Below are 15,904 nucleotides of genomic sequence, written 5' to 3'. Positions count from 1 at the left end.
ACACGACTGGTCGACCGCTGCACCGCTCCGGTTGCACAGGGGGTCGCCGTCGGACGACTCCGTTCGTCCTGCTTCTCGCGCGTCGAGCGATGGCTGTCTAGTCAGCATCCGCGAAGCGCGGAGCGGCCCGAAGGGCCGTGATGGAGGTGGAAAAAGTGGGCGTTCTAGTACTCCCGCTCGACGAGGAAGTCCGCGATATCCTCGAGTAGCGAGTGTGCCTCGGTGTCGGGGAGACACTCCAGTCGCGCCTTGCCGGAGGCGACGAGGTCGTTCGCCATCTCGCGGGCGAACTCGATGGAGCCGGCCTCCTCAAGCGTGCCGACGGCCGTGTCGATGTCCGCCTCCGTGACGTTCTCGGGGTCGTCGGCGTCGACGAGAGCGTCCACGTCGACCCCCTGGTTGCGGGCGTGGAGCGTGATGATGGTCCGCTTGCCCTCGACGAGGTCGGAGCCGCGCTGTTTTCCGAGCTTCTCCGAGGGGGTGGTCAGGTCGAGCAGGTCGTCCTGAATCTGGAACGCGCGGCCGATGTCCAGCCCGTAGCCGTGGAGCGCATCGACCGTCTCGTCGTCCGCACCGAGTAGAATCGCAGGGATGGCCGCGGCCGCCGCGTACAGCACGGCGGTCTTGAGTTCGACCATCTCCAGGTACTCGTCGGTCGTCACGTCGTCGCGACTCTCGAACTCCACGTCGAACGCCTGGCCTTCACAGATTTCGGTACAGGTGGTCGCAAGCTCGTCGAGCGCACGCACCTCGCGTTCGGCGGGGGCGTCCGTCTCGAGCATGTACTCGAACGCCTTCGAGTAGAGCGTATCGCCGGCGAGAATCGCGGTCTCCAGGTCGTACTCCTTGTGCACGGCGGGAACGCCGCGCCGGAGGTCGTCGTCGTCCATGATATCATCGTGGATGAGCGTGAACGACTGGATGACCTCGATGGAGACGGCAGCGGACATGATGTCTACCTCGCCGCCCGTGAGGTCGGGAAACGCGCGGTAGTCCTCCGAACACGATTCCACCTCGGCGAGCGCCTCCGCGGTGAGCAGCAGGACGACCGGGCGGAGCCGTTTGCCGCCCGCGTCCAGCAGGTAGCGGGACGCCTCGTACAGCCGCTCGGGCCGGGTGACCGGCAACTGCTCGCGGATGGCCTCGTTGACCGCCTCGCGGCGGTCCTCGAGGGCACCCCGGACGCGCTCTTCGGTGCTCATTCGGTCAGCTGGATGATGTTACCGTTGCGGGTGACGTGCAGGTCACGGCCGAGCTGGTACCCCTTCTTCGCCGCGAGGTCGACGTACGGCGCGAACCCCTTCATGTCCTGATGGGCCGGGATGACGTGCTTGGGTTCGAGCGCGTCGAGCATCGCGTAGTGGCCCTCCTCGCGGAGGTGGCCCGAAACGTGGATGTCGTCGTAGATGCGAGCGCCCTGCATGCCGAGCAGCTTCTCCGACTGGTAGCGCTGGCCCTCGTTGGTGGGCTCCGGGATGACGCGCGCCGAGAAGATGACCTTGTCACCCTCGTCCAGTTCGTACGGCGTCTCGCCGCGGCCCATCCGGGTGAGCATCGCGCGCGGCTCGCCCTGGTGGCCGGTGACGATGGGGAGGTAGTTCTCCTTCCCCTCGTTCATGATGCGCTTGAACGTGCGGTCGACGCTCTTGCGGTGGCCGTACATCCCCACGTCGCCGGGGAAGTCGATGAAGCCGAGCCGCTCTGCAGTCCCCGAGTACTTCTCCATCGACCGGCCGAGCAGCACGGGCTGGCGGTCGATGTCGCGGGCGAACTCCACGAGCGACTTCACGCGAGCGATGTGGCTCGAGAACGTCGTGGCGACGATACCGCCGTCGTAGTCCTCGACGGAGGTCATCACGTCCTTCAGGTGGCGGCGTGCCACCGATTCGGAGGGCGTGCGACCCTTCCGACCAGCGTTCGTACAGTCCTCGATGTACGCGAGCACGCCCGCACCTTCGCGGCCGATCTCACGGAACCGCTTCATGTCGATGGGGTCGCCGATGACCGGCGTGTGGTCCATCCGTTTGTCGAGGCCGTAGACGACAGCCCCCTCCGGCGTGTGGAGGACGGGGTTGATGGCGTCGATGATGGAGTGGGTGACGTTGACGAACTCGAGCTGAACGTTGCCGGAGTCGCCGATCTGCATCTGCTCGCCGGGGTCCATCTTCACGAGGTCGTTCTGGACCCCGAACTTCTCTTCACCCTCGATCTGCTGTTTGACGAGCTCGATGGTGAACGGCGTGGCGACGATGGGGGCGTCGTAGCGGTGGGCGAGCTTCGAGATGGCACCGATGTGGTCGAGGTGGCCGTGCGTCGGCACGATGGCCTGCACGTCGCCCTCGATGTCGGACATCACGCGGTCGTCGGGAATGGCCCCCATGTCGATGAGGTCCAGGCTGTGCATCCGTTCCGTCTCTACGTTGTCGTGGATGAGGACCTTCGACAGGTTGAGGCCCATGTCGAAGATGACGACGTCGTCGCCAGCGCGGACGGCAGTCATCTGCCGACCGACCTCCTCGTATCCACCGATGGTTGCGATTTCGACTTCCATAGTTGTGTCTGCCGAGGAAGGGTCGCCCCCAAGACGCGTCCTGATGGGGAACCGGCGAGCATCCGCAACTGGCGGCCCGACTGGACCGCGGCGGTGTCGACCGTCGGAACCAGACAGGCCCGAAACCGTGAGCCCGGCTGGCCGTCTCCGGTCGATATAGCCGGTCGCCCGTCCGTTATCCCGGGGCGACCGTGTCTCGGTTACCGGAGACTTTCAGGCGCAGGGTTAAAAAGGTCGTGGCTCGCGACGCACCGCGACTACGTCCGGGAGGCAGCCGTCGCGAGCGACGCGACCAACTCGTCGAGGCGCTCGGGGCCGCCCTTCCGCACGAAGTCAGTCGCGCCGGCGCGTTCTGCCGCCGCAGAGACATCCTCCGTGGCGTGCCCGGTGAAGAGGACGAACGGGAGATCGTGGCCCTCGCGGCGAACGCGCTGGAGGAAGTCGATACCCGAACAGGAGCCCATCTTGTAGTCACAGACGACGAGGTCGGCCGCCCCGTCGGCGACCAGTTCGAACCCGCGGTCGGGGTCGGTCGTCGTCCGAACCTCGTAGGCGCCCTGCCGGGGCAAGAACGCCTCCAACAGCTCCAGTACCGCCTCGTCGTCGTCGAGGCAGAGTACCGTCGACTGGAGCTGCGCCGCGTGTATCGGCATCGAGCAGTCCTTGGGAGGTAGATATCTTAATGGTATCGGTGAAATAAACCCGGCAATACACGGGTGAGGTCGTCACAATCCTGTTGGCAAGAGACCACTAACGAGGAGCGCGAGCCCCACGAGCGCGAGCACGCCACCACCAACGAGGTAGGCGATGGCGTGCCGGCGTGCGGCGATGAGGTCGTCCTCCGAGCGGTCCGAGACGAGAAAGAGGTCCGCGTCGTGGTGGCCGTCGTCGGCCGACGCGACGATCTCGAAGTCGTTTCCGCCGAACTCGCGTGCCCCGACGCGCGTCGCCGTCCCGTGGACGTACACCTGTTCGCCCGGGCGGATGAGGTCCTGCCGGTAGCGGCGGTCGCCGATCTGCTGGCCCCAGTCGAGCGCCGAGATGAGCGCACGGTCCGGGCCACCCGGCGTCGACTCGAGGTCGAGGAACTCCTGAATCGCCCGCGGTGGGGTCTCGTCCGCGCCCACTTCGATGACCGGCTCCGCATGACGGTCGATATCGAGCGTCGCGCCGTCCGGCCGAATCAGAACCCGGTCTGTGCCGTCGTCGACGTAGAACGGGGTCGCGAGGTAGCCCGACCCCTCGGTGTCCCAGCTCGAGTGTTTCCCGGACTCCTCCCACTCCTCGATCTCCCAGTACGCCACCAGACAGTCCTCCTCGGAAAAGGGCGCGCGCATCGGCCCGTCGTCGGTCGGGACCGCCCGCCCCACGACCTCGACCGGCCCAGGTGTCAGGCGCAGGACGTCGGTCGTCTCGGTGCCCTCGATGGTCGCCTTCTGGTGGCGACGCTTCCGGCCGCGGGCGATCGCGAACGCGCCGACGCCGAGCAGGACGAGCCCGACGAGCACGGTCACGGGGTTCACGGGGCATCACCACGGGTGACGGTGGAGGGCATCATCCCGACGGCTTGCGGTCCGAAGTGAAAAGCGCGTTGGCTAGTACGGCGACCGGGCGACGTTGTGCCCCCCGTCGACCGTGTAGTACGCCCCGGTGACGTAGGCGCTCGCGGGGGAGGCGAGGAACACCGCGAGCGGGACGCAGTCGGCGGGCGTCCCGAACCGGTCGGCGGCGATCTCCTCCATGATCTGCTCGGGGAGCGACCCGCCGGCCGCCTCGGTGACGCCATCGGTCTCGATGATGCCGGGGGCGATGGTGTTCGCCCGGACGCCGTGGTGTGCCCACTCGGAGGCGACCGTCTGCATCAGGTTGTGGACGCCCGCCTTCCCCGCGCCGGAGTGGGCGTGGAACGGCGCGCCGTCCACGCTGTTGGTCGCCCCCATCGCGATGATGGAGCCGCGGCCCTGCTCGACCATGTGCTCGCCGACCGACATCGTGCAGTAGGCGGTGCCGTCGAGGATGGTGCCGACGACGGCGCGCCAGCCGTTCGCCGAGAGGTTCTCGAACGGTGTGAGGAAGTTCGCCCCCGCGTTGTTCACGAGCACCGTCGGTGGGCCGAGCTCGTCGACGACGGTCTCGGTCATCGCGTCGACCTCGTCCTTGTCGCGGATGTCGACCGTCGTCGCACAGGCGTCTTGTCCCCGCTCCTCGATGGCCTCGGCGACCGGGTCGAGATGGTCCATGTTCCGCGAGGCGACCGCTACGTCCGCACCGAGGTCGGCGTAGGCCGTGGCGATCTCCTCGCCGATGCCCGTCCCACCGCCGGTAACGAGCGCCACCTCCCCAGCGAGCAGGTCGGCGGCGAACAGGTCGGTCGCAGCCGGCGTGTCGGGCCACGCCTCACTCATCGGTACCACGCATAAATGAGAAACTGAGTTGGAGTTCCATGTGTCCAGTTCGCACGGAACGTGCGGTGGACGTGTCTTATCTCTGCCGATGGCAGGGCTCGCTCCACGCTCCTGGCAGTAGCTCTATTACCAAGGGCCGCGGTGGAGGGGTATGTTCGGTGCGGAACGGCGGTGGGGGGATCTGTTCCCACGAGCGACCGGTATCTACCTCGTTGCCGGTTTGCTAGCGGTCGGGGGAATCATCACCGTCGCCGAGGAGTACGTCGGCGAGGACATCCTCACCGTCCTGTTCTACACGTTCATGGACATCGCACTCCCGGTCATCGTTCTCGGGGTGGGCGTCTACCTCTCGCGGACGAGTCTGAGCCGCGGTGACATCACGGTCGCCACCCTCTGGTTCATCGGTGGTATCGCCGTTCTCTGGACGCTCTACACGTGGGCCTCACTGCCCGAGCTACTGGCCGGCGATAGTCTGGTGTCGATGCGCTCGCAGTTCGTGCTGTACGGGAACCTCGGTGGGGCCGTCGGGATAGTCGCGGGAATCAACCGGGCACGAGCCCGCCAGAACGAGCGACTCGTCGAGCGGACGAGCGCCCAGCAGGACACCCTCGAGTTCATCAACCACCTGCTGCGGCACAACGTGCTCAACGGCCTGCAGGTCATCAACGGCTACGCCGACATGCTGGAGGGGCACGTCGACGAGGAGGGCCAGCAGCTCCTCGCCCGCATCGACGAGCGCGGCGAGCACATGACGGAACTCGTCGACAACGTTCGCGTGCTCATGCGGACGCTCTCCGAGGAGCTGAACCTGCGGCCGACGGACGTCTCGTCGGTCCTCGGTTCGGAACTCGCGGTCGCACAGTCGGCGTACCCCGACGCGACGTTCGAGGCCGACCTCGAAGCCGACGTGCTCGTCATCGCGAACCAGACGCTCGGGGCGGTGTTCGAGAACCTCCTGGTGAACGCCATCAAGCACAACGATGCCGACGAGAAACACGTCCGCGTGACACTCACCACCGGCGAGGAAACGGCGACGGTGTGTATCGCGGACAACGGTCCCGGCATCCCCGAGTCCCACCGCCAGACGTACCTGCAACAGGGCGAACAGGGCGCGTCGAGCACTGGCGAGGGGCTCGGACTGTATCTCGTCTCCACGCTCGTCGACCAGTTCGGCGGGTCGGTCGTGACCGAGGACAACGAGCCACGCGGCACGGTGCTGGTCGTGGAGCTTCCGCTGGCCGACGCCTCGTCGGCCGCCAATGCGCGGCGGTAACTATAACCACCCACCAGGGGACGGTGGGTCGTGGTCGACTTCAGTTTCACCGAGGAGCAGCGAGCCATCCGCCGCACGGCCCGCGAGTTCGCCGAGACGGAGATCGCACCGGTCGCTCGGGAACACGAGGACAGCGGCGAGTGGCCTCGCGAGGTGTGGGAGAAGGCCGTCGAGACGGGGCTCGTCGGCGGTACCATCCCCGAGGCGTACGGTGGCGCCGGGCTCTCGCAAGTCGAGACGTGCCTCTTCATGGAAGAGATCTGCCGTGTCGACGCCGGGATGCTCGCGGCCATCGGCACCGAGTTCGGCACCCGGATGATTCGCGAGTACGGCACCGAGGAACAGAAGAAACGCATCCTGTGCGGGGTCGCCGACGGAGACCTCATCGGCGCGCTCGGCAACACCGAGCCGAACCACGGATCGAACGCCGCGGGCATCGAGACGAGCGCCCGGAAAGACGGGGACGAGTACGTCATCGACGGCGTCAAGACGTTCATCACACACGGCACCATCGCGGACTACGTGCTGACGATGGCTCGCACCGGCGACGAGGGACACGGCGGCATCTCGGCGTTCATCGTCGAGACCGATAGAGACGGGTTCGAGGTCGAGACCGAGATCCACAAGATGGGGTGGAACGCGAGCGAGACCGCACAGCTCAGGTACGACGGCGTCCGCGTCCCCGAGGCGAACCTCGTCGGCTACGAGAACATGGGCTTCTACCAGCTGATGGAGTTCTTCGAGGAGGAGCGCGTCGGCATCGCGGCGCAGGCGCTCGGCATCGCACAGGGCTGTCTCGAACACACGGTGGAGTACGTCAAACAGCGCGAGCAGTTCGACCGCGAACTCCGGGGGTTCCAGGCCGTCCAGCACAAAGTCGCGGACATGGGCGTGAAGGTCGAGTGCGCGCGGCGACTCGTCTACGACGCCGCCCAGCAGGTCGATGACGGCGAGAAGCCGACGAAACTCGCGTCGATGGCGAAACTGTACGCGAGTGAAATCGCCGAGGAGGTCGCCAGCGACGCGGTCCAGCTCCACGGCGGCAACGGCTACACCCGCGACTACCCCGTCGAACGCCAGTTCCGCCACACGAAGATCTACCAGATCGGCGAGGGGGCGAGCGAGATTCAGCGCAACATCATCGCGAAGGAGTTACTGGACCTCTGAGCCGCACGGGAGGTCCCCCGAGCGCGTGGGAAGCAGGTCGAACGCCGGTCCTGGCAGGTGAGCGAACAGGCGGTCCGGCTCGTCGTGACGTACACGGGTGGACCACACAACCGCCTCGGCCCGCGCACGCTGAACGCTATTGCACGGGGGCGCTGGCCGCCCCCTCCTATTTGAACCTTAGTCGATCCGGGTGCCGGGGTCGCCGCCGGCGAGGAACTCACGGGTGCCGTCGACGCCGAAGACGTACGCCGGCACCGAGAGTGCGAGCAACTCTCTGACCTTGCCAGCCATCCCGCCGGTCACGTCCGTGGCGTCGCTGCCGCCCAGTGCAGCTGCCACGTCGTCGAACGCCGCGATGTGCGGGACGACCTCGCCGTCGGTGTCGAGGACACCCGGCACCGCCGAGCAGAGCCCGACCCGATCGGCACCGAGGTGTGTCGCGAGGTCCGCGACGAGTTCGTCGCCGGAGAGGATGGTGACGCCCTTCCCGGCGTGCGCGACGACGTCACCGTGGAGTACCGGAACGAACCCCTCCGTGAGCATCGCCGAGACGGGGGCCGTCGACAGCGAGAGTTCGCCCGTCGCGGTGCGGCTGGCTGCCGAGAACGGGTGGACAGGGACCGCCGGGACGCCGCGGTCGGCGAGCGCTGCGACGACGGCGTCGTTGAGCTCCTTCATCGCACCGTGGATGTCCCGGGCGGCCGCGGCGTCGTGGCTCCCGTCGACCGTCGAGACGCCGTACGCGCTGGCGTGGTGGTGGCCGAACGACCCGCCGCCGTGGACGACCACGAGGTCGTCGGGTGCGTCGGCGATGGCGTCGGCGAGCGAGCCGAGCTGCTCGGCGTCGACCGTCTCCGGCTCGTCTTTTCGGGTGACGACACTCCCACCGAGCTTGAGAATGCGAGTCACTCGGCGCGCACCCCGTCGGTGTCGAGCTCCGCGCGGAACGCCTCTTCACAGCCGGGCGTGTAGTCCAGAGCGGTCCGGGCACCCTCACTCGTATCGAGCGCGACGATACAGCCGCCGCCGCCCGCGCCGGTGAGCTTCGCCCCCATCGCACCGGCGTCGCGGGCGGCCCACACCATCGTGTCGAGCGAGCGCGAGGAGACGCCGAGCGCCGACAGCAGCCCGTGGTTGAAGTTCATGAGTCGGCCGACCTCCTCGACGTCGTCGTTCTCGAGGGCGTGTTCGCCCGTCCGGACGATGTCGCCGATAGCCTCGACCGTGTCGGCGGCGAACGTGTACTGCTCGCGCAGTCCGCGGACGTTCGCCACCAGTTCGCCCGTGTTACCCGCTCCCCCATCGTACCCGATGACGAACGGGAGTTCGGGCGCGTCGGGGATGCGACGACAGTCGTCGCCTTCGACCCGGACGGCGCCGCCCATGGCCGAGCAGAACGTGTCGGCGCGCGATGCCTGCCCCTCCTGCACCTCGTGTTCGACCTGGTACGCGCGGTCGGCGAGTTCTTCGGGCGGGAGTTCGACGCCGAGTTCGCGCGTGGCGGCGTCGATACCCGCGACGACCACGGCCGCGGAAGAACCGAGTCCGGCGCCAAGCGGGATGTCAGACTCGATGGTGACGGTGAAGCCAGCGTCCGGTTCGCCGGCGGCGTCACGAGCCTGGTCGACCGCGCCGTCGACGTAGCCCGTCGCGGCCTCGACGAGGCCGCTCGGCACGTTCACGTCCGCCTCGTCGAGGTCGCCGCCGTAGGTGATGGCGAAGCCGTCGAGCGAGAGGTCGCTCGCCTCGACTCTGACGCGCCCGTCGTCCCGCCGCTCTGCCGTCACCCGTGCCCGCCGGCCGACGGCACACGGGACCGCCGGCTCGCCGTAGACGACGGCGTGCTCCCCGAACAGGTACACCTTGCCGGGGGCGCTCGAAGTGGTCATGCGCGGTGGTGGTCGCGCCGTGTGAATAAGCCTATCCGAACGCGGGCGGAAACGGCTAAACCGGCCGCCTCCCAAGAGCGGGTATGTCGGTCACCGCGGCGTGTCGCCACCTCGACCGCGTCCTCTCCGAGCTCGCCGCCGAGTACGGCAACCTGGAGGTCGTCCGCGAGCCACGGGAGGTCTCGGCCGAGGAGTACGACCGCCTCCACAACCGCGTCCGCCACTTCGACAGCTGTGGTGGGGCTGGTGCGTGGCTCCGCGATTCGTCGGGGCGCGTGCTGCTCGTCGAGAGCGACGAGGGGTGGCGCGAGCCCGGGGCGACCCGCCAGCCGGGCGACGACCCCCTCGACTGCGCCCGACAGGCAGTCCGCGACCAGACGGGACTGGATCCCCGCCTCACTAACGTCCGGCACGTTCACGTCCGCTACTGTCAAGATTGGACTGAGCGTGACTCCATCCCCCTGCCGTTCGTCGTGTTCACGGGCGACGCGGCTGGCGAGCCGCACGAGGGCGCACGGTGGCACGAGTCGGTGCCCGAGGACCGGCTATACGACCTGCTCGGCGAACTGTCGGACTGACGAGAGTGCCGTCGCTGGCCGCGTGCGAGAAACGAAAATCGACTCGCTTCAGAGGTCCGTCTCGAAGTCGTCGAGCGCGTACGCCGGTTCGGCGCCGCGGCGGTCGAGCGTCTCGTTGGCGAGTAGCCAGTAGACGACCGACAGGGCCTTGCGACCCTTGTTGTTCGTCGGGATGACGAGGTCGACGTTCGAGGTGGTGTTGTTGGAGTCGCACATCGCGATGACCGGGATGCCGACCGTGATTGCCTCCTTGACGGCCTGGCTGTCACCGATGGGGTCGGTGACGACCACGACGTCCGGCTCGATGTAGCCGTCGTACTTCGGGTTCGTCAGCGTCCCCGGGATGAAGCGGCCCGTCCGCGCGCGAGCGCCGACGGCCTCCGCGAACTTCTCGGCGGGGAACCGACCGTACTGACGGCTGGACGCGACCAGGATCTGCTCGGGGTCGTAGTTCGCGAGGAACGACGCCGCCGTGCGGATGCGCTGGTCGGTCTGGGAGACGTCGAGCACGTACAGCCCGTCCGTCCGGACGCGGTGGATGAACCGCTCCATGGACTTCGTCTTCTGCTGGGTCCCGATGTGGGCCCCCGCAGCCAGGTAGTCCTCGACGGGGATGAGGAGGTCTGCCTCGTCGTCGGGCATGACGTCCTCGTCGAGCACGGGCGTCTCCTCCGGCTCTTCCTCGGCAGCGGCCTCCTCGGCCTCCGTGGGTTCGGCCTCGGCCTCTTCAGCCTCGGCGGTCTCTTCGGTGTCGTCGGCCTCGTCGGCGACCGGCTCCGGATCGTCGGCGGGCTCCGCACCGGTCTCGCCGGTGGGCTCCTCGTCGATGTCGGATTCGGCCGCGTCGAGGCCCTCTTCGTTGTCGCTCATGCGTTTGCCTCGATTCGAATGAGTTCGTTCAGCTTGGCGGTGCGCTCGCCACCGACCGCGCCCGTCTTGATGAACGGGGCGTCGGTCGCCACGGCGAGGTGTGCGATGGTGGTGTCCTCCGTCTCGCCCGACCGGTGGGAGATGACGGGGGCGTAGCCGTTCCGCAGGGCGAGTTCGACCGCGTCGAACGCGTCCGTCAGCGTCCCGATCTGGTTCGGCTTCACCAGAATCGAGTTGGCCGCGCCCTGGTCGATACCGTCCTGCAGGCGCTCGGTGTTGGTGACGAACAGGTCGTCGCCACAGACGAGCGTCCGGTCGCCGACTCGCTCGGTGAGGTCGGCGAAGCCCTCGTAGTCGTCCTCGTCGAGCGGGTCCTCGACGTACGCGAGGTCGTACTCCGTGACGAGCGAGGCGATGTAATCGACCTGCTCCTCCGGAGTTCGAGTCTCGTCGCCGTAGACGTACTCGCCGTCCTCGTAGAGTTCGGCCGCGGCGACGTCGAGCCCGAACTTGATGTCGAAGCCCACGTCGTCGGCGACCGTCTCGACGGCCTGCTCGACGATCTCGAACGCTTCGGCGTCGTCGATGGACGGCGCCCACGCGCCCTCGTCGCCCTTCGCGGCGGGGATGCCGCGCTCGGTGAGGATGTCGTGAACCTCGCCGTGAACGGCGGCGTTCGCGAACACCGCGTCCGCGACGCTGGGTGCGCCGACGGGGGCGGCGAGGAACTCCTGGATGTGCGTGGCGTCTTCGGCGTGTTCGCCGCCGCCGATGACGTTCCCCAGTGGAACGGGGAAGTTCTCGCCACGGAACGCGCCACCGAGGTGCTGGTACAGGGGGGCACCGAGCATGTCGGCGCCCGCCTTGGCGGCGGCCATCGAGATGGCCACGGCCGAGTTCGCACCGATCTTCGAGAAGTCGTCGGTGCCGTCCGCGCCTCGAAGCGCACGGTCTACGGAGCGCTGGTCGCCCGCGTACACCTGCCCCTCGATTCGTGGCACGGCGAGGTCACGCGCGTTCGCGATGGCCTCCTCCGGCGGGAGCTCGATGGCCTCGTACTCGCCGGTCGACGCCCCCGAGGGAGCTGCCGCCCGACCGAAACCACCGGACTCCGTCCGGACCTCGGCCTCGACCGTCGGGTTCCCCCGAGAGTCGAGCACCTGCCGCAGTCGAACCTCGGTGACGAGCGTCACGCGTCGTCACCCCGCCGAACCGTGAACGGCAGCACGTCCGCGTCGTACTCCTCGGCCGCGATGAGGATCGGCTCCGTCTGCTTCGTCTCGACGAGCACGGGCGCGCCGTAGCTCACCTGCAGGGCTCGGGCCCCGAGGATGCGCGCCTTCTCGTAGCGGTTCTCGGTTCTCATTGGTAGGGAGCCACCACGTCGACGAGGTCCTTGTGCGAGACGAGCATGCGTCGACAGCAGGCACGCTCCACGCCGAGTTCGTCGAGGACCTGTTTGGGGTCCTCGTCGTCCTCGCGGGTGCGAGCCTTGAACTCTTCCCAGTGTTCGCCGACGACCTTGCCGCACGTGAAGCACCGGACCGGGACCATCATGTGTGAATCACCTAGCGGTAGGACTTCTGGTAGCGAGCCCGTGCGCCGGGGCCGCCCCACTTCTTCGATTCGGACTGGCGCACGTCGTTGACCAGCAGCGAGCGGTCGAACGCCATGAACGCGTCACGGAGCTCAGCATCGTTGCTGTGCTGGACGAGGCCGCGTGCAATAGCCGTTCGGGCGGCGTCGGCCTGCCCGGCGTACCCTCCACCCGAAATCGTCAGCTCGACATCGACCGACTCGCGCAGTTCGTCGTCGGCGATGCGGAACGGTTCCAGCATCTTGAGTCGCGCCTGTTCGGGCTCGACGAGCTCGACGGGCTGGCTGTTGACGCGAACCTTCCCGGAGCCGTCGCGCACGGTGGCGCGGGCGATGGCCGTCTTCTTCTTACCGGACGTGTTCGTTACCATGTTACGTTGGCCCCCAGTCCCTCGGAGATCTCACCGAGAGTGGTGAACTTGATGTTCGACAGTCGATCCAGCGACGTGCCCTCGAGGATCTCGCCGTCCTCGTCGTACGGGTTGCCGACGTAGACACGGACGTTCTCGAACGCCTCGCGACCGCTCGTCGTCTTGTAGGGGACCATCCCGCGGATGGACCGCTTGAAGATGCGGTCTGGTCGCTTGGGGTAGTACGGACCGCGGTCGGACCCGATGTCCCGCCGCTTCTCGTACACCTCCATCGTGGGCTCCTCGTTGCCGGTGATGACCGCCTGCTCGGCGTTCACCACGGCGACGCGCTCGCCGTCGAGCGCGCGCTGGGCGACGTTGGATGCGACGCGACCCATGATGCAGTCGCGAGCGTCGACGATAACGTCGGCGTCGAACTCTGCGTAGCTCATCGGATCACCCGCACGTCGGAGCCGTCGGGGTTGTTCTCGAGCGCTTCTTCCAGTCGGATAGCCTCACCGACGTGCTCGATCTTCGTTCGCGCCGACGACGAGAAGTCGACGGCTGCGACGGTGACGCCCTTGCGGAGCGCACCGGAACCGAGCACCTTACCGGGTACGACGACGGTCTCGTCCTCGCGGGCGTACCGTTCGATGCGACCCAGGTTGACCTCAGCGTGGGTGCGCCGCGGCTTCTCCAGCCGGTCGGCGATGTCGGCCCACACGTCGCCGCCACCGTTGCGGGTGGTGGACTTGAGGTCGGCGATGAGACTGTTGAGTCTCGGGTTGGTCTTGCTCATGCGTTATCACTCCGATTCCAGGGTAAGAATGGATGCAGGGAGCAGGATTTGAACCTGCGGACGTCTACACGACAGCGCCCTGAACGCTGCGCCGTTGGCCAGACTTGGCTATCCCTGCTCGCAAACGTGGGTACCGCGCGCCCGTCTTTAACCCCTTCGGTGTGACACTCGCTGGGAGCGTCACGGGCACCGACAGAGCCGGCGCTCGTGGGGGGCACACTCGTGGGTGTGGGGGCGCGCGTGGTCATCTTCAGAGTTGGACTGCGTCTTCGAGTTCGGCCGCGCGGTCGTGGATGGTGTCCACGGCCGCCAGCACGAGTTCCTCGACTGTCATCGAGCCGTCGGTCTCGACGTGGAACACGAACGCGTTCGGCACGTCGGTCACCTCGACCTCCTTGCCGGGGAACCGGTTCGAGAGGTCGTTGCCGAACTCGTCGGTCGCGACGAGTTCGCCGTCGTCCTCGATGACGCCGCGGACGATGTGCGGTTCGTCCTGTTCGAACTCCTCGGCGTCACCGACGACCTCGACCTGCTGGAGGTGGCGGTAGCCGACCGCCACGCCGCCCTGATGTTTGGCGTGGGTCTTGCCGGTGTCGAGCACCGCGTCGGCCTCGATCTCGAGCCGCTGGCCCTCCTTCAGGTCGATGATGGGGACGTTGTCCTCGGCCGGCTGGACCATGTCGTCCGCCGAGACGAGGTCGCCCGAGTAGGCCGTGTCCGGCCCCTGCACGTCGAGCGCGAGGGTGACGCGGTCACCTTCCTCGAACTCGGCGGGCGGGGTCGTGAGCGGGACGAGCCCGAGCCGGAGCCCGATCTGCTCGTCGAACATCACCGACGAGTTCTCGATGACTCGCACCTCGTCGATCGAGAGCGTCGGCACGTCCGCGAGCATCGCTCGCCGGATACCGTTGGCGAACGCCGGTGTGACGCCCCGAACGAGGAACCGCGCCTTGCGGTCGCCGCGTTCGATGAACTCGACCTCGTAGTCCTCGCTCATCTCAGAACCCGCTGTTCTTGGGCGCCCGCGTACCGTCGTGCGGGATGGGGGTCACGTCTTCGATACGACCGATCTCCAGACCGGCGCGAGCGAGCGCACGGATGGTCGCCTGCGCACCGGGGCCAGGAGACTTGTTCAGGTTGCCGCCGGGGCCGCGCACGCGAACGTGCAGGCCCTCGATGCCGGCCGCCTTGATCTCGTCGGCCACCGCTTCGGCCATCTGCATCGCCGCGTACGGCGACGCTTCGTCGCGGTTCTGCTTCACGACCGTGCCGCCCGAGGACTTCACGATGGTCTCGGCGCCGGTCACGTCCGTTACGGTGATGATCGTGTTGTTGAACGAGGCATACACGTGTGCGATGCCCCACTTGCCGTCGTCACTCATTCTTGGTCACCTCCCGCACGCTCCGGGTGCAGGTCGTCGGTCAGCGGGCTGTTCTCGTCGTACGCGATGTCGTCCTCCTGTGCCACGTCGACCTTCATCGACGGGACCGAGACGCGGGCGCCCTCGACCGTGATGTGGCCGTGGACGATGAACTGTCGCGCCTGCTGCGTCGTGTTCGCCAGGCCCTTGCGGTAGGCGACGGTCTGGAGGCGGCGTTCGAGCACGTCCGTCACGTCGAGCGACAGGACGTCGTCGAGCGAGTCGTCCTCGTTGAGGACGCCGATGCGCTTCAGGCGGGCGAGGAACTCCTCACCCTTCCGGGCGGCGGCCTCGGCGTCGCCCTGCGTGCGACCGAGGAGCTTCCGAGCCTCGCGCCGGTAGGCACGCAGCTCGGACTGCGCTCGCCAGAGCTCCTCCTTGTTCTTGAGGCCGTAGGTCTCCAGGAGTCGCGCCTCGTCGTTGATGCGCTCGCCCTGGAACGGGTGGTTCGGCGTCTCGTAGAACTTGGTGTTGCTTCCGAGAGGCATTATTCCTCACCAGCCTCCGCTTCCTCGGCCTGCTGCTCCTTGATGGCCTCGACGTTGACACCGATGGTGCCCTCCGTCCGGCCCGTGGACTTCGTCCGCTGGCCGCGGACCTTCTGGCCGCGCTTGTGGCGGGTGCCCTTGTAGGAGTCGACCATCTTCATCCGGTTGATGTCGCGACGACGCGTCATGTTGAGGTCGTTGCCGACCTCGTGGGTCGTCTCGCCGGTGAAGTAGTGGTCCTGGTGGTTGTTCATCCAGTCGGGGACCTCGTCGGCGTAGCTCTCGACGAGCTCGACGATGCGGTCGATCTCGTCGTCCTCGAGCTTGCCGAACACTGCGCGTCGGTCGATGTCCGCCTTCTGGGCGATGATTCGGGCCGTCCGGTGGCCGATGCCGTTCATCTCACTCAGCGACCGCTCGACTGACTTCGTGCCGTCGAGGTCGGTCTGGCCGATGCGGACGAAGTAGCGAATGTCCTCGCCCTCGTCCTCGGCCTCGGGTTCTTCCGCACTCATGA

At 67.4% G+C, this 15,904-nt stretch carries 21 protein-coding genes and 1 tRNA gene; 3 read left to right on the top strand and 19 right to left on the bottom strand.

The window, feature by feature from the left end:
* Positions 1 to 164 precede the first annotated feature (164 nt).
* The 5 genes from idsA3 to NL126_RS15655 form a co-directional block, all read right to left on the bottom strand.
* Positions 165 to 1,202, bottom strand: coding sequence for a geranylfarnesyl diphosphate synthase (gene idsA3, locus NL126_RS15675; RefSeq protein WP_255195820.1), 1,038 nt, complete (start codon positions 1,200 to 1,202; stop codon positions 165 to 167).
* Positions 1,199 to 2,551 carry a ribonuclease J gene (locus NL126_RS15670; protein WP_255195819.1) on the bottom strand — a complete coding sequence of 451 codons (1,353 nt, stop codon included), beginning with the start codon at positions 2,549 to 2,551 and terminating at the stop codon, positions 1,199 to 1,201. Before NL126_RS15670 ends, idsA3 begins: the two co-directional genes overlap by 4 nt.
* Before the next feature lie 257 nt (positions 2,552 to 2,808).
* Positions 2,809 to 3,204 (bottom strand): response regulator, encoded by a 396-nt coding sequence (locus tag NL126_RS15665; protein ID WP_255195818.1) that lies wholly within the window; start codon positions 3,202 to 3,204, stop codon positions 2,809 to 2,811.
* 72 nt (positions 3,205 to 3,276) lie between these two features.
* A complete protein-coding gene (locus NL126_RS15660; RefSeq protein WP_255195817.1) occupies positions 3,277 to 4,074 on the bottom strand; it encodes a GIDE domain-containing protein in 798 nt (265 codons plus the stop codon).
* A 72-nt stretch (positions 4,075 to 4,146) separates the two neighbouring features.
* The gene (locus NL126_RS15655) at positions 4,147 to 4,956 is read right to left on the bottom strand and encodes an SDR family oxidoreductase (RefSeq protein WP_255195816.1); all 810 of its coding nucleotides are present in this window, start codon (positions 4,954 to 4,956) and stop codon (positions 4,147 to 4,149) included.
* 151 nt (positions 4,957 to 5,107) lie between these two features.
* Between NL126_RS15655 and NL126_RS15650 the strand changes: the two genes are divergently transcribed.
* Both NL126_RS15650 and NL126_RS15645 read left to right on the top strand, forming a co-directional pair.
* A complete protein-coding gene (locus NL126_RS15650; protein WP_255195815.1) occupies positions 5,108 to 6,229 on the top strand; it encodes a sensor histidine kinase in 1,122 nt (373 codons plus the stop codon).
* A gap of 30 nt (positions 6,230 to 6,259) precedes the next feature.
* The gene (locus NL126_RS15645; protein WP_255195814.1) at positions 6,260 to 7,396 is read left to right on the top strand and encodes an acyl-CoA dehydrogenase family protein; all 1,137 of its coding nucleotides are present in this window, start codon (positions 6,260 to 6,262) and stop codon (positions 7,394 to 7,396) included.
* A 177-nt stretch (positions 7,397 to 7,573) separates the two neighbouring features.
* Here NL126_RS15645 and NL126_RS15640 read toward each other — a convergent pair whose 3' ends face one another.
* Together NL126_RS15640 and mvk are read right to left on the bottom strand one after the other, a co-directional pair.
* Positions 7,574 to 8,305, bottom strand: a complete 732-nt coding sequence (locus NL126_RS15640) for an isopentenyl phosphate kinase (RefSeq protein WP_255195813.1) — start codon at positions 8,303 to 8,305, stop codon at positions 7,574 to 7,576.
* Positions 8,302 to 9,285, bottom strand: coding sequence for a mevalonate kinase (gene mvk, locus NL126_RS15635; RefSeq protein WP_255195812.1), 984 nt, complete (start codon positions 9,283 to 9,285; stop codon positions 8,302 to 8,304). The genes NL126_RS15640 and mvk overlap by 4 nt, the downstream gene beginning before the upstream one ends.
* Before the next feature lie 83 nt (positions 9,286 to 9,368).
* Between mvk and NL126_RS15630 the strand changes: the two genes are divergently transcribed.
* The gene (locus tag NL126_RS15630; RefSeq protein ID WP_255195811.1) at positions 9,369 to 9,863 is read left to right on the top strand and encodes an NUDIX domain-containing protein; all 495 of its coding nucleotides are present in this window, start codon (positions 9,369 to 9,371) and stop codon (positions 9,861 to 9,863) included.
* A 48-nt stretch (positions 9,864 to 9,911) separates the two neighbouring features.
* Here the strand turns inward: NL126_RS15630 and rpsB are convergent, their stop codons facing one another.
* The 12 genes from rpsB to NL126_RS15570 all read right to left on the bottom strand — a co-directional run bounded on the left by rpsB (position 9,912) and on the right by NL126_RS15570 (position 15,902).
* Entirely contained in the window at positions 9,912 to 10,733 is an 822-nt protein-coding gene (rpsB, locus tag NL126_RS15625; RefSeq protein WP_255195810.1) for a 30S ribosomal protein S2, read from the bottom strand.
* The gene (gene eno, locus NL126_RS15620) at positions 10,730 to 11,926 is read right to left on the bottom strand and encodes a phosphopyruvate hydratase (RefSeq protein ID WP_255195809.1); all 1,197 of its coding nucleotides are present in this window, start codon (positions 11,924 to 11,926) and stop codon (positions 10,730 to 10,732) included. The genes rpsB and eno overlap by 4 nt, the downstream gene beginning before the upstream one ends.
* Positions 11,923 to 12,099, bottom strand: a complete 177-nt coding sequence (locus NL126_RS15615; protein WP_255195808.1) for a DNA-directed RNA polymerase subunit K — start codon at positions 12,097 to 12,099, stop codon at positions 11,923 to 11,925. Before NL126_RS15615 ends, eno begins: the two co-directional genes overlap by 4 nt.
* Positions 12,096 to 12,290, bottom strand: a complete 195-nt coding sequence (locus NL126_RS15610) for a DNA-directed RNA polymerase subunit N (RefSeq protein ID WP_255195807.1) — start codon at positions 12,288 to 12,290, stop codon at positions 12,096 to 12,098. Before NL126_RS15610 ends, NL126_RS15615 begins: the two co-directional genes overlap by 4 nt.
* Before the next feature lie 11 nt (positions 12,291 to 12,301).
* Positions 12,302 to 12,700 carry a 30S ribosomal protein S9 gene (locus tag NL126_RS15605; RefSeq protein ID WP_255195806.1) on the bottom strand — a complete coding sequence of 133 codons (399 nt, stop codon included), beginning with the start codon at positions 12,698 to 12,700 and terminating at the stop codon, positions 12,302 to 12,304.
* Positions 12,694 to 13,131: a 50S ribosomal protein L13 gene (locus tag NL126_RS15600; protein WP_255195805.1), complete on the bottom strand. Its 438-nt coding sequence runs from the start codon at positions 13,129 to 13,131 to the stop codon at positions 12,694 to 12,696. The genes NL126_RS15605 and NL126_RS15600 overlap by 7 nt, the downstream gene beginning before the upstream one ends.
* Entirely contained in the window at positions 13,128 to 13,478 is a 351-nt protein-coding gene (locus NL126_RS15595) for a 50S ribosomal protein L18e (protein ID WP_255195804.1), read from the bottom strand. The genes NL126_RS15600 and NL126_RS15595 overlap by 4 nt, the downstream gene beginning before the upstream one ends.
* A gap of 33 nt (positions 13,479 to 13,511) precedes the next feature.
* A tRNA-Leu gene (locus NL126_RS15590) sits at positions 13,512 to 13,596 on the bottom strand.
* Between the two features lie 132 nt (positions 13,597 to 13,728).
* Positions 13,729 to 14,475 (bottom strand): DNA-directed RNA polymerase subunit D, encoded by a 747-nt coding sequence (locus NL126_RS15585; protein WP_255195803.1) that lies wholly within the window; start codon positions 14,473 to 14,475, stop codon positions 13,729 to 13,731.
* A 1-nt stretch (position 14,476) separates the two neighbouring features.
* The gene (locus NL126_RS15580) at positions 14,477 to 14,860 is read right to left on the bottom strand and encodes a 30S ribosomal protein S11 (RefSeq protein ID WP_255195802.1); all 384 of its coding nucleotides are present in this window, start codon (positions 14,858 to 14,860) and stop codon (positions 14,477 to 14,479) included.
* Entirely contained in the window at positions 14,857 to 15,387 is a 531-nt protein-coding gene (locus NL126_RS15575) for a 30S ribosomal protein S4 (RefSeq protein WP_255195801.1), read from the bottom strand. Before NL126_RS15575 ends, NL126_RS15580 begins: the two co-directional genes overlap by 4 nt.
* Positions 15,387 to 15,902 carry a 30S ribosomal protein S13 gene (locus NL126_RS15570; protein ID WP_255195800.1) on the bottom strand — a complete coding sequence of 172 codons (516 nt, stop codon included), beginning with the start codon at positions 15,900 to 15,902 and terminating at the stop codon, positions 15,387 to 15,389. Before NL126_RS15570 ends, NL126_RS15575 begins: the two co-directional genes overlap by 1 nt.
* Between the last annotated feature and the right edge of the window lie 2 nt (positions 15,903 to 15,904).

The sequence above is a fragment of the Halorarius litoreus genome (genome assembly GCF_024362405.1).
Taxonomy (GTDB): domain Archaea; phylum Halobacteriota; class Halobacteria; order Halobacteriales; family Haloarculaceae; genus Halorarius; species Halorarius litoreus.
This window is presented reverse-complemented; position numbering and strand designations above follow the sequence as displayed.

Coding starts and splice junctions, on each gene's coding strand:
- idsA3 (WP_255195820.1), bottom strand. CDS start 1,202: ATGAGCACCGAAGAGCGCGTCCGGGGTGCCCTCGAGGACCGCCGCGAG.
- NL126_RS15670 (WP_255195819.1), bottom strand. CDS start 2,551: ATGGAAGTCGAAATCGCAACCATCGGTGGATACGAGGAGGTCGGTCGG.
- NL126_RS15665 (WP_255195818.1), bottom strand. CDS start 3,204: ATGCCGATACACGCGGCGCAGCTCCAGTCGACGGTACTCTGCCTCGAC.
- NL126_RS15655 (WP_255195816.1), bottom strand. CDS start 4,956: ATGAGTGAGGCGTGGCCCGACACGCCGGCTGCGACCGACCTGTTCGCC.
- NL126_RS15650 (WP_255195815.1), top strand. CDS start 5,108: ATGTTCGGTGCGGAACGGCGGTGGGGGGATCTGTTCCCACGAGCGACC.
- mvk (WP_255195812.1), bottom strand. CDS start 9,285: ATGACCACTTCGAGCGCCCCCGGCAAGGTGTACCTGTTCGGGGAGCAC.
- NL126_RS15630 (WP_255195811.1), top strand. CDS start 9,369: ATGTCGGTCACCGCGGCGTGTCGCCACCTCGACCGCGTCCTCTCCGAG.
- rpsB (WP_255195810.1), bottom strand. CDS start 10,733: ATGAGCGACAACGAAGAGGGCCTCGACGCGGCCGAATCCGACATCGAC.
- NL126_RS15615 (WP_255195808.1), bottom strand. CDS start 12,099: ATGAGAACCGAGAACCGCTACGAGAAGGCGCGCATCCTCGGGGCCCGA.
- NL126_RS15610 (WP_255195807.1), bottom strand. CDS start 12,290: ATGATGGTCCCGGTCCGGTGCTTCACGTGCGGCAAGGTCGTCGGCGAA.
- NL126_RS15605 (WP_255195806.1), bottom strand. CDS start 12,700: ATGGTAACGAACACGTCCGGTAAGAAGAAGACGGCCATCGCCCGCGCC.
- NL126_RS15600 (WP_255195805.1), bottom strand. CDS start 13,131: ATGAGCTACGCAGAGTTCGACGCCGACGTTATCGTCGACGCTCGCGAC.
- NL126_RS15595 (WP_255195804.1), bottom strand. CDS start 13,478: ATGAGCAAGACCAACCCGAGACTCAACAGTCTCATCGCCGACCTCAAG.
- NL126_RS15585 (WP_255195803.1), bottom strand. CDS start 14,475: ATGAGCGAGGACTACGAGGTCGAGTTCATCGAACGCGGCGACCGCAAG.
- NL126_RS15580 (WP_255195802.1), bottom strand. CDS start 14,860: ATGAGTGACGACGGCAAGTGGGGCATCGCACACGTGTATGCCTCGTTC.
- NL126_RS15575 (WP_255195801.1), bottom strand. CDS start 15,387: ATGCCTCTCGGAAGCAACACCAAGTTCTACGAGACGCCGAACCACCCG.
- NL126_RS15570 (WP_255195800.1), bottom strand. CDS start 15,902: ATGAGTGCGGAAGAACCCGAGGCCGAGGACGAGGGCGAGGACATTCGC.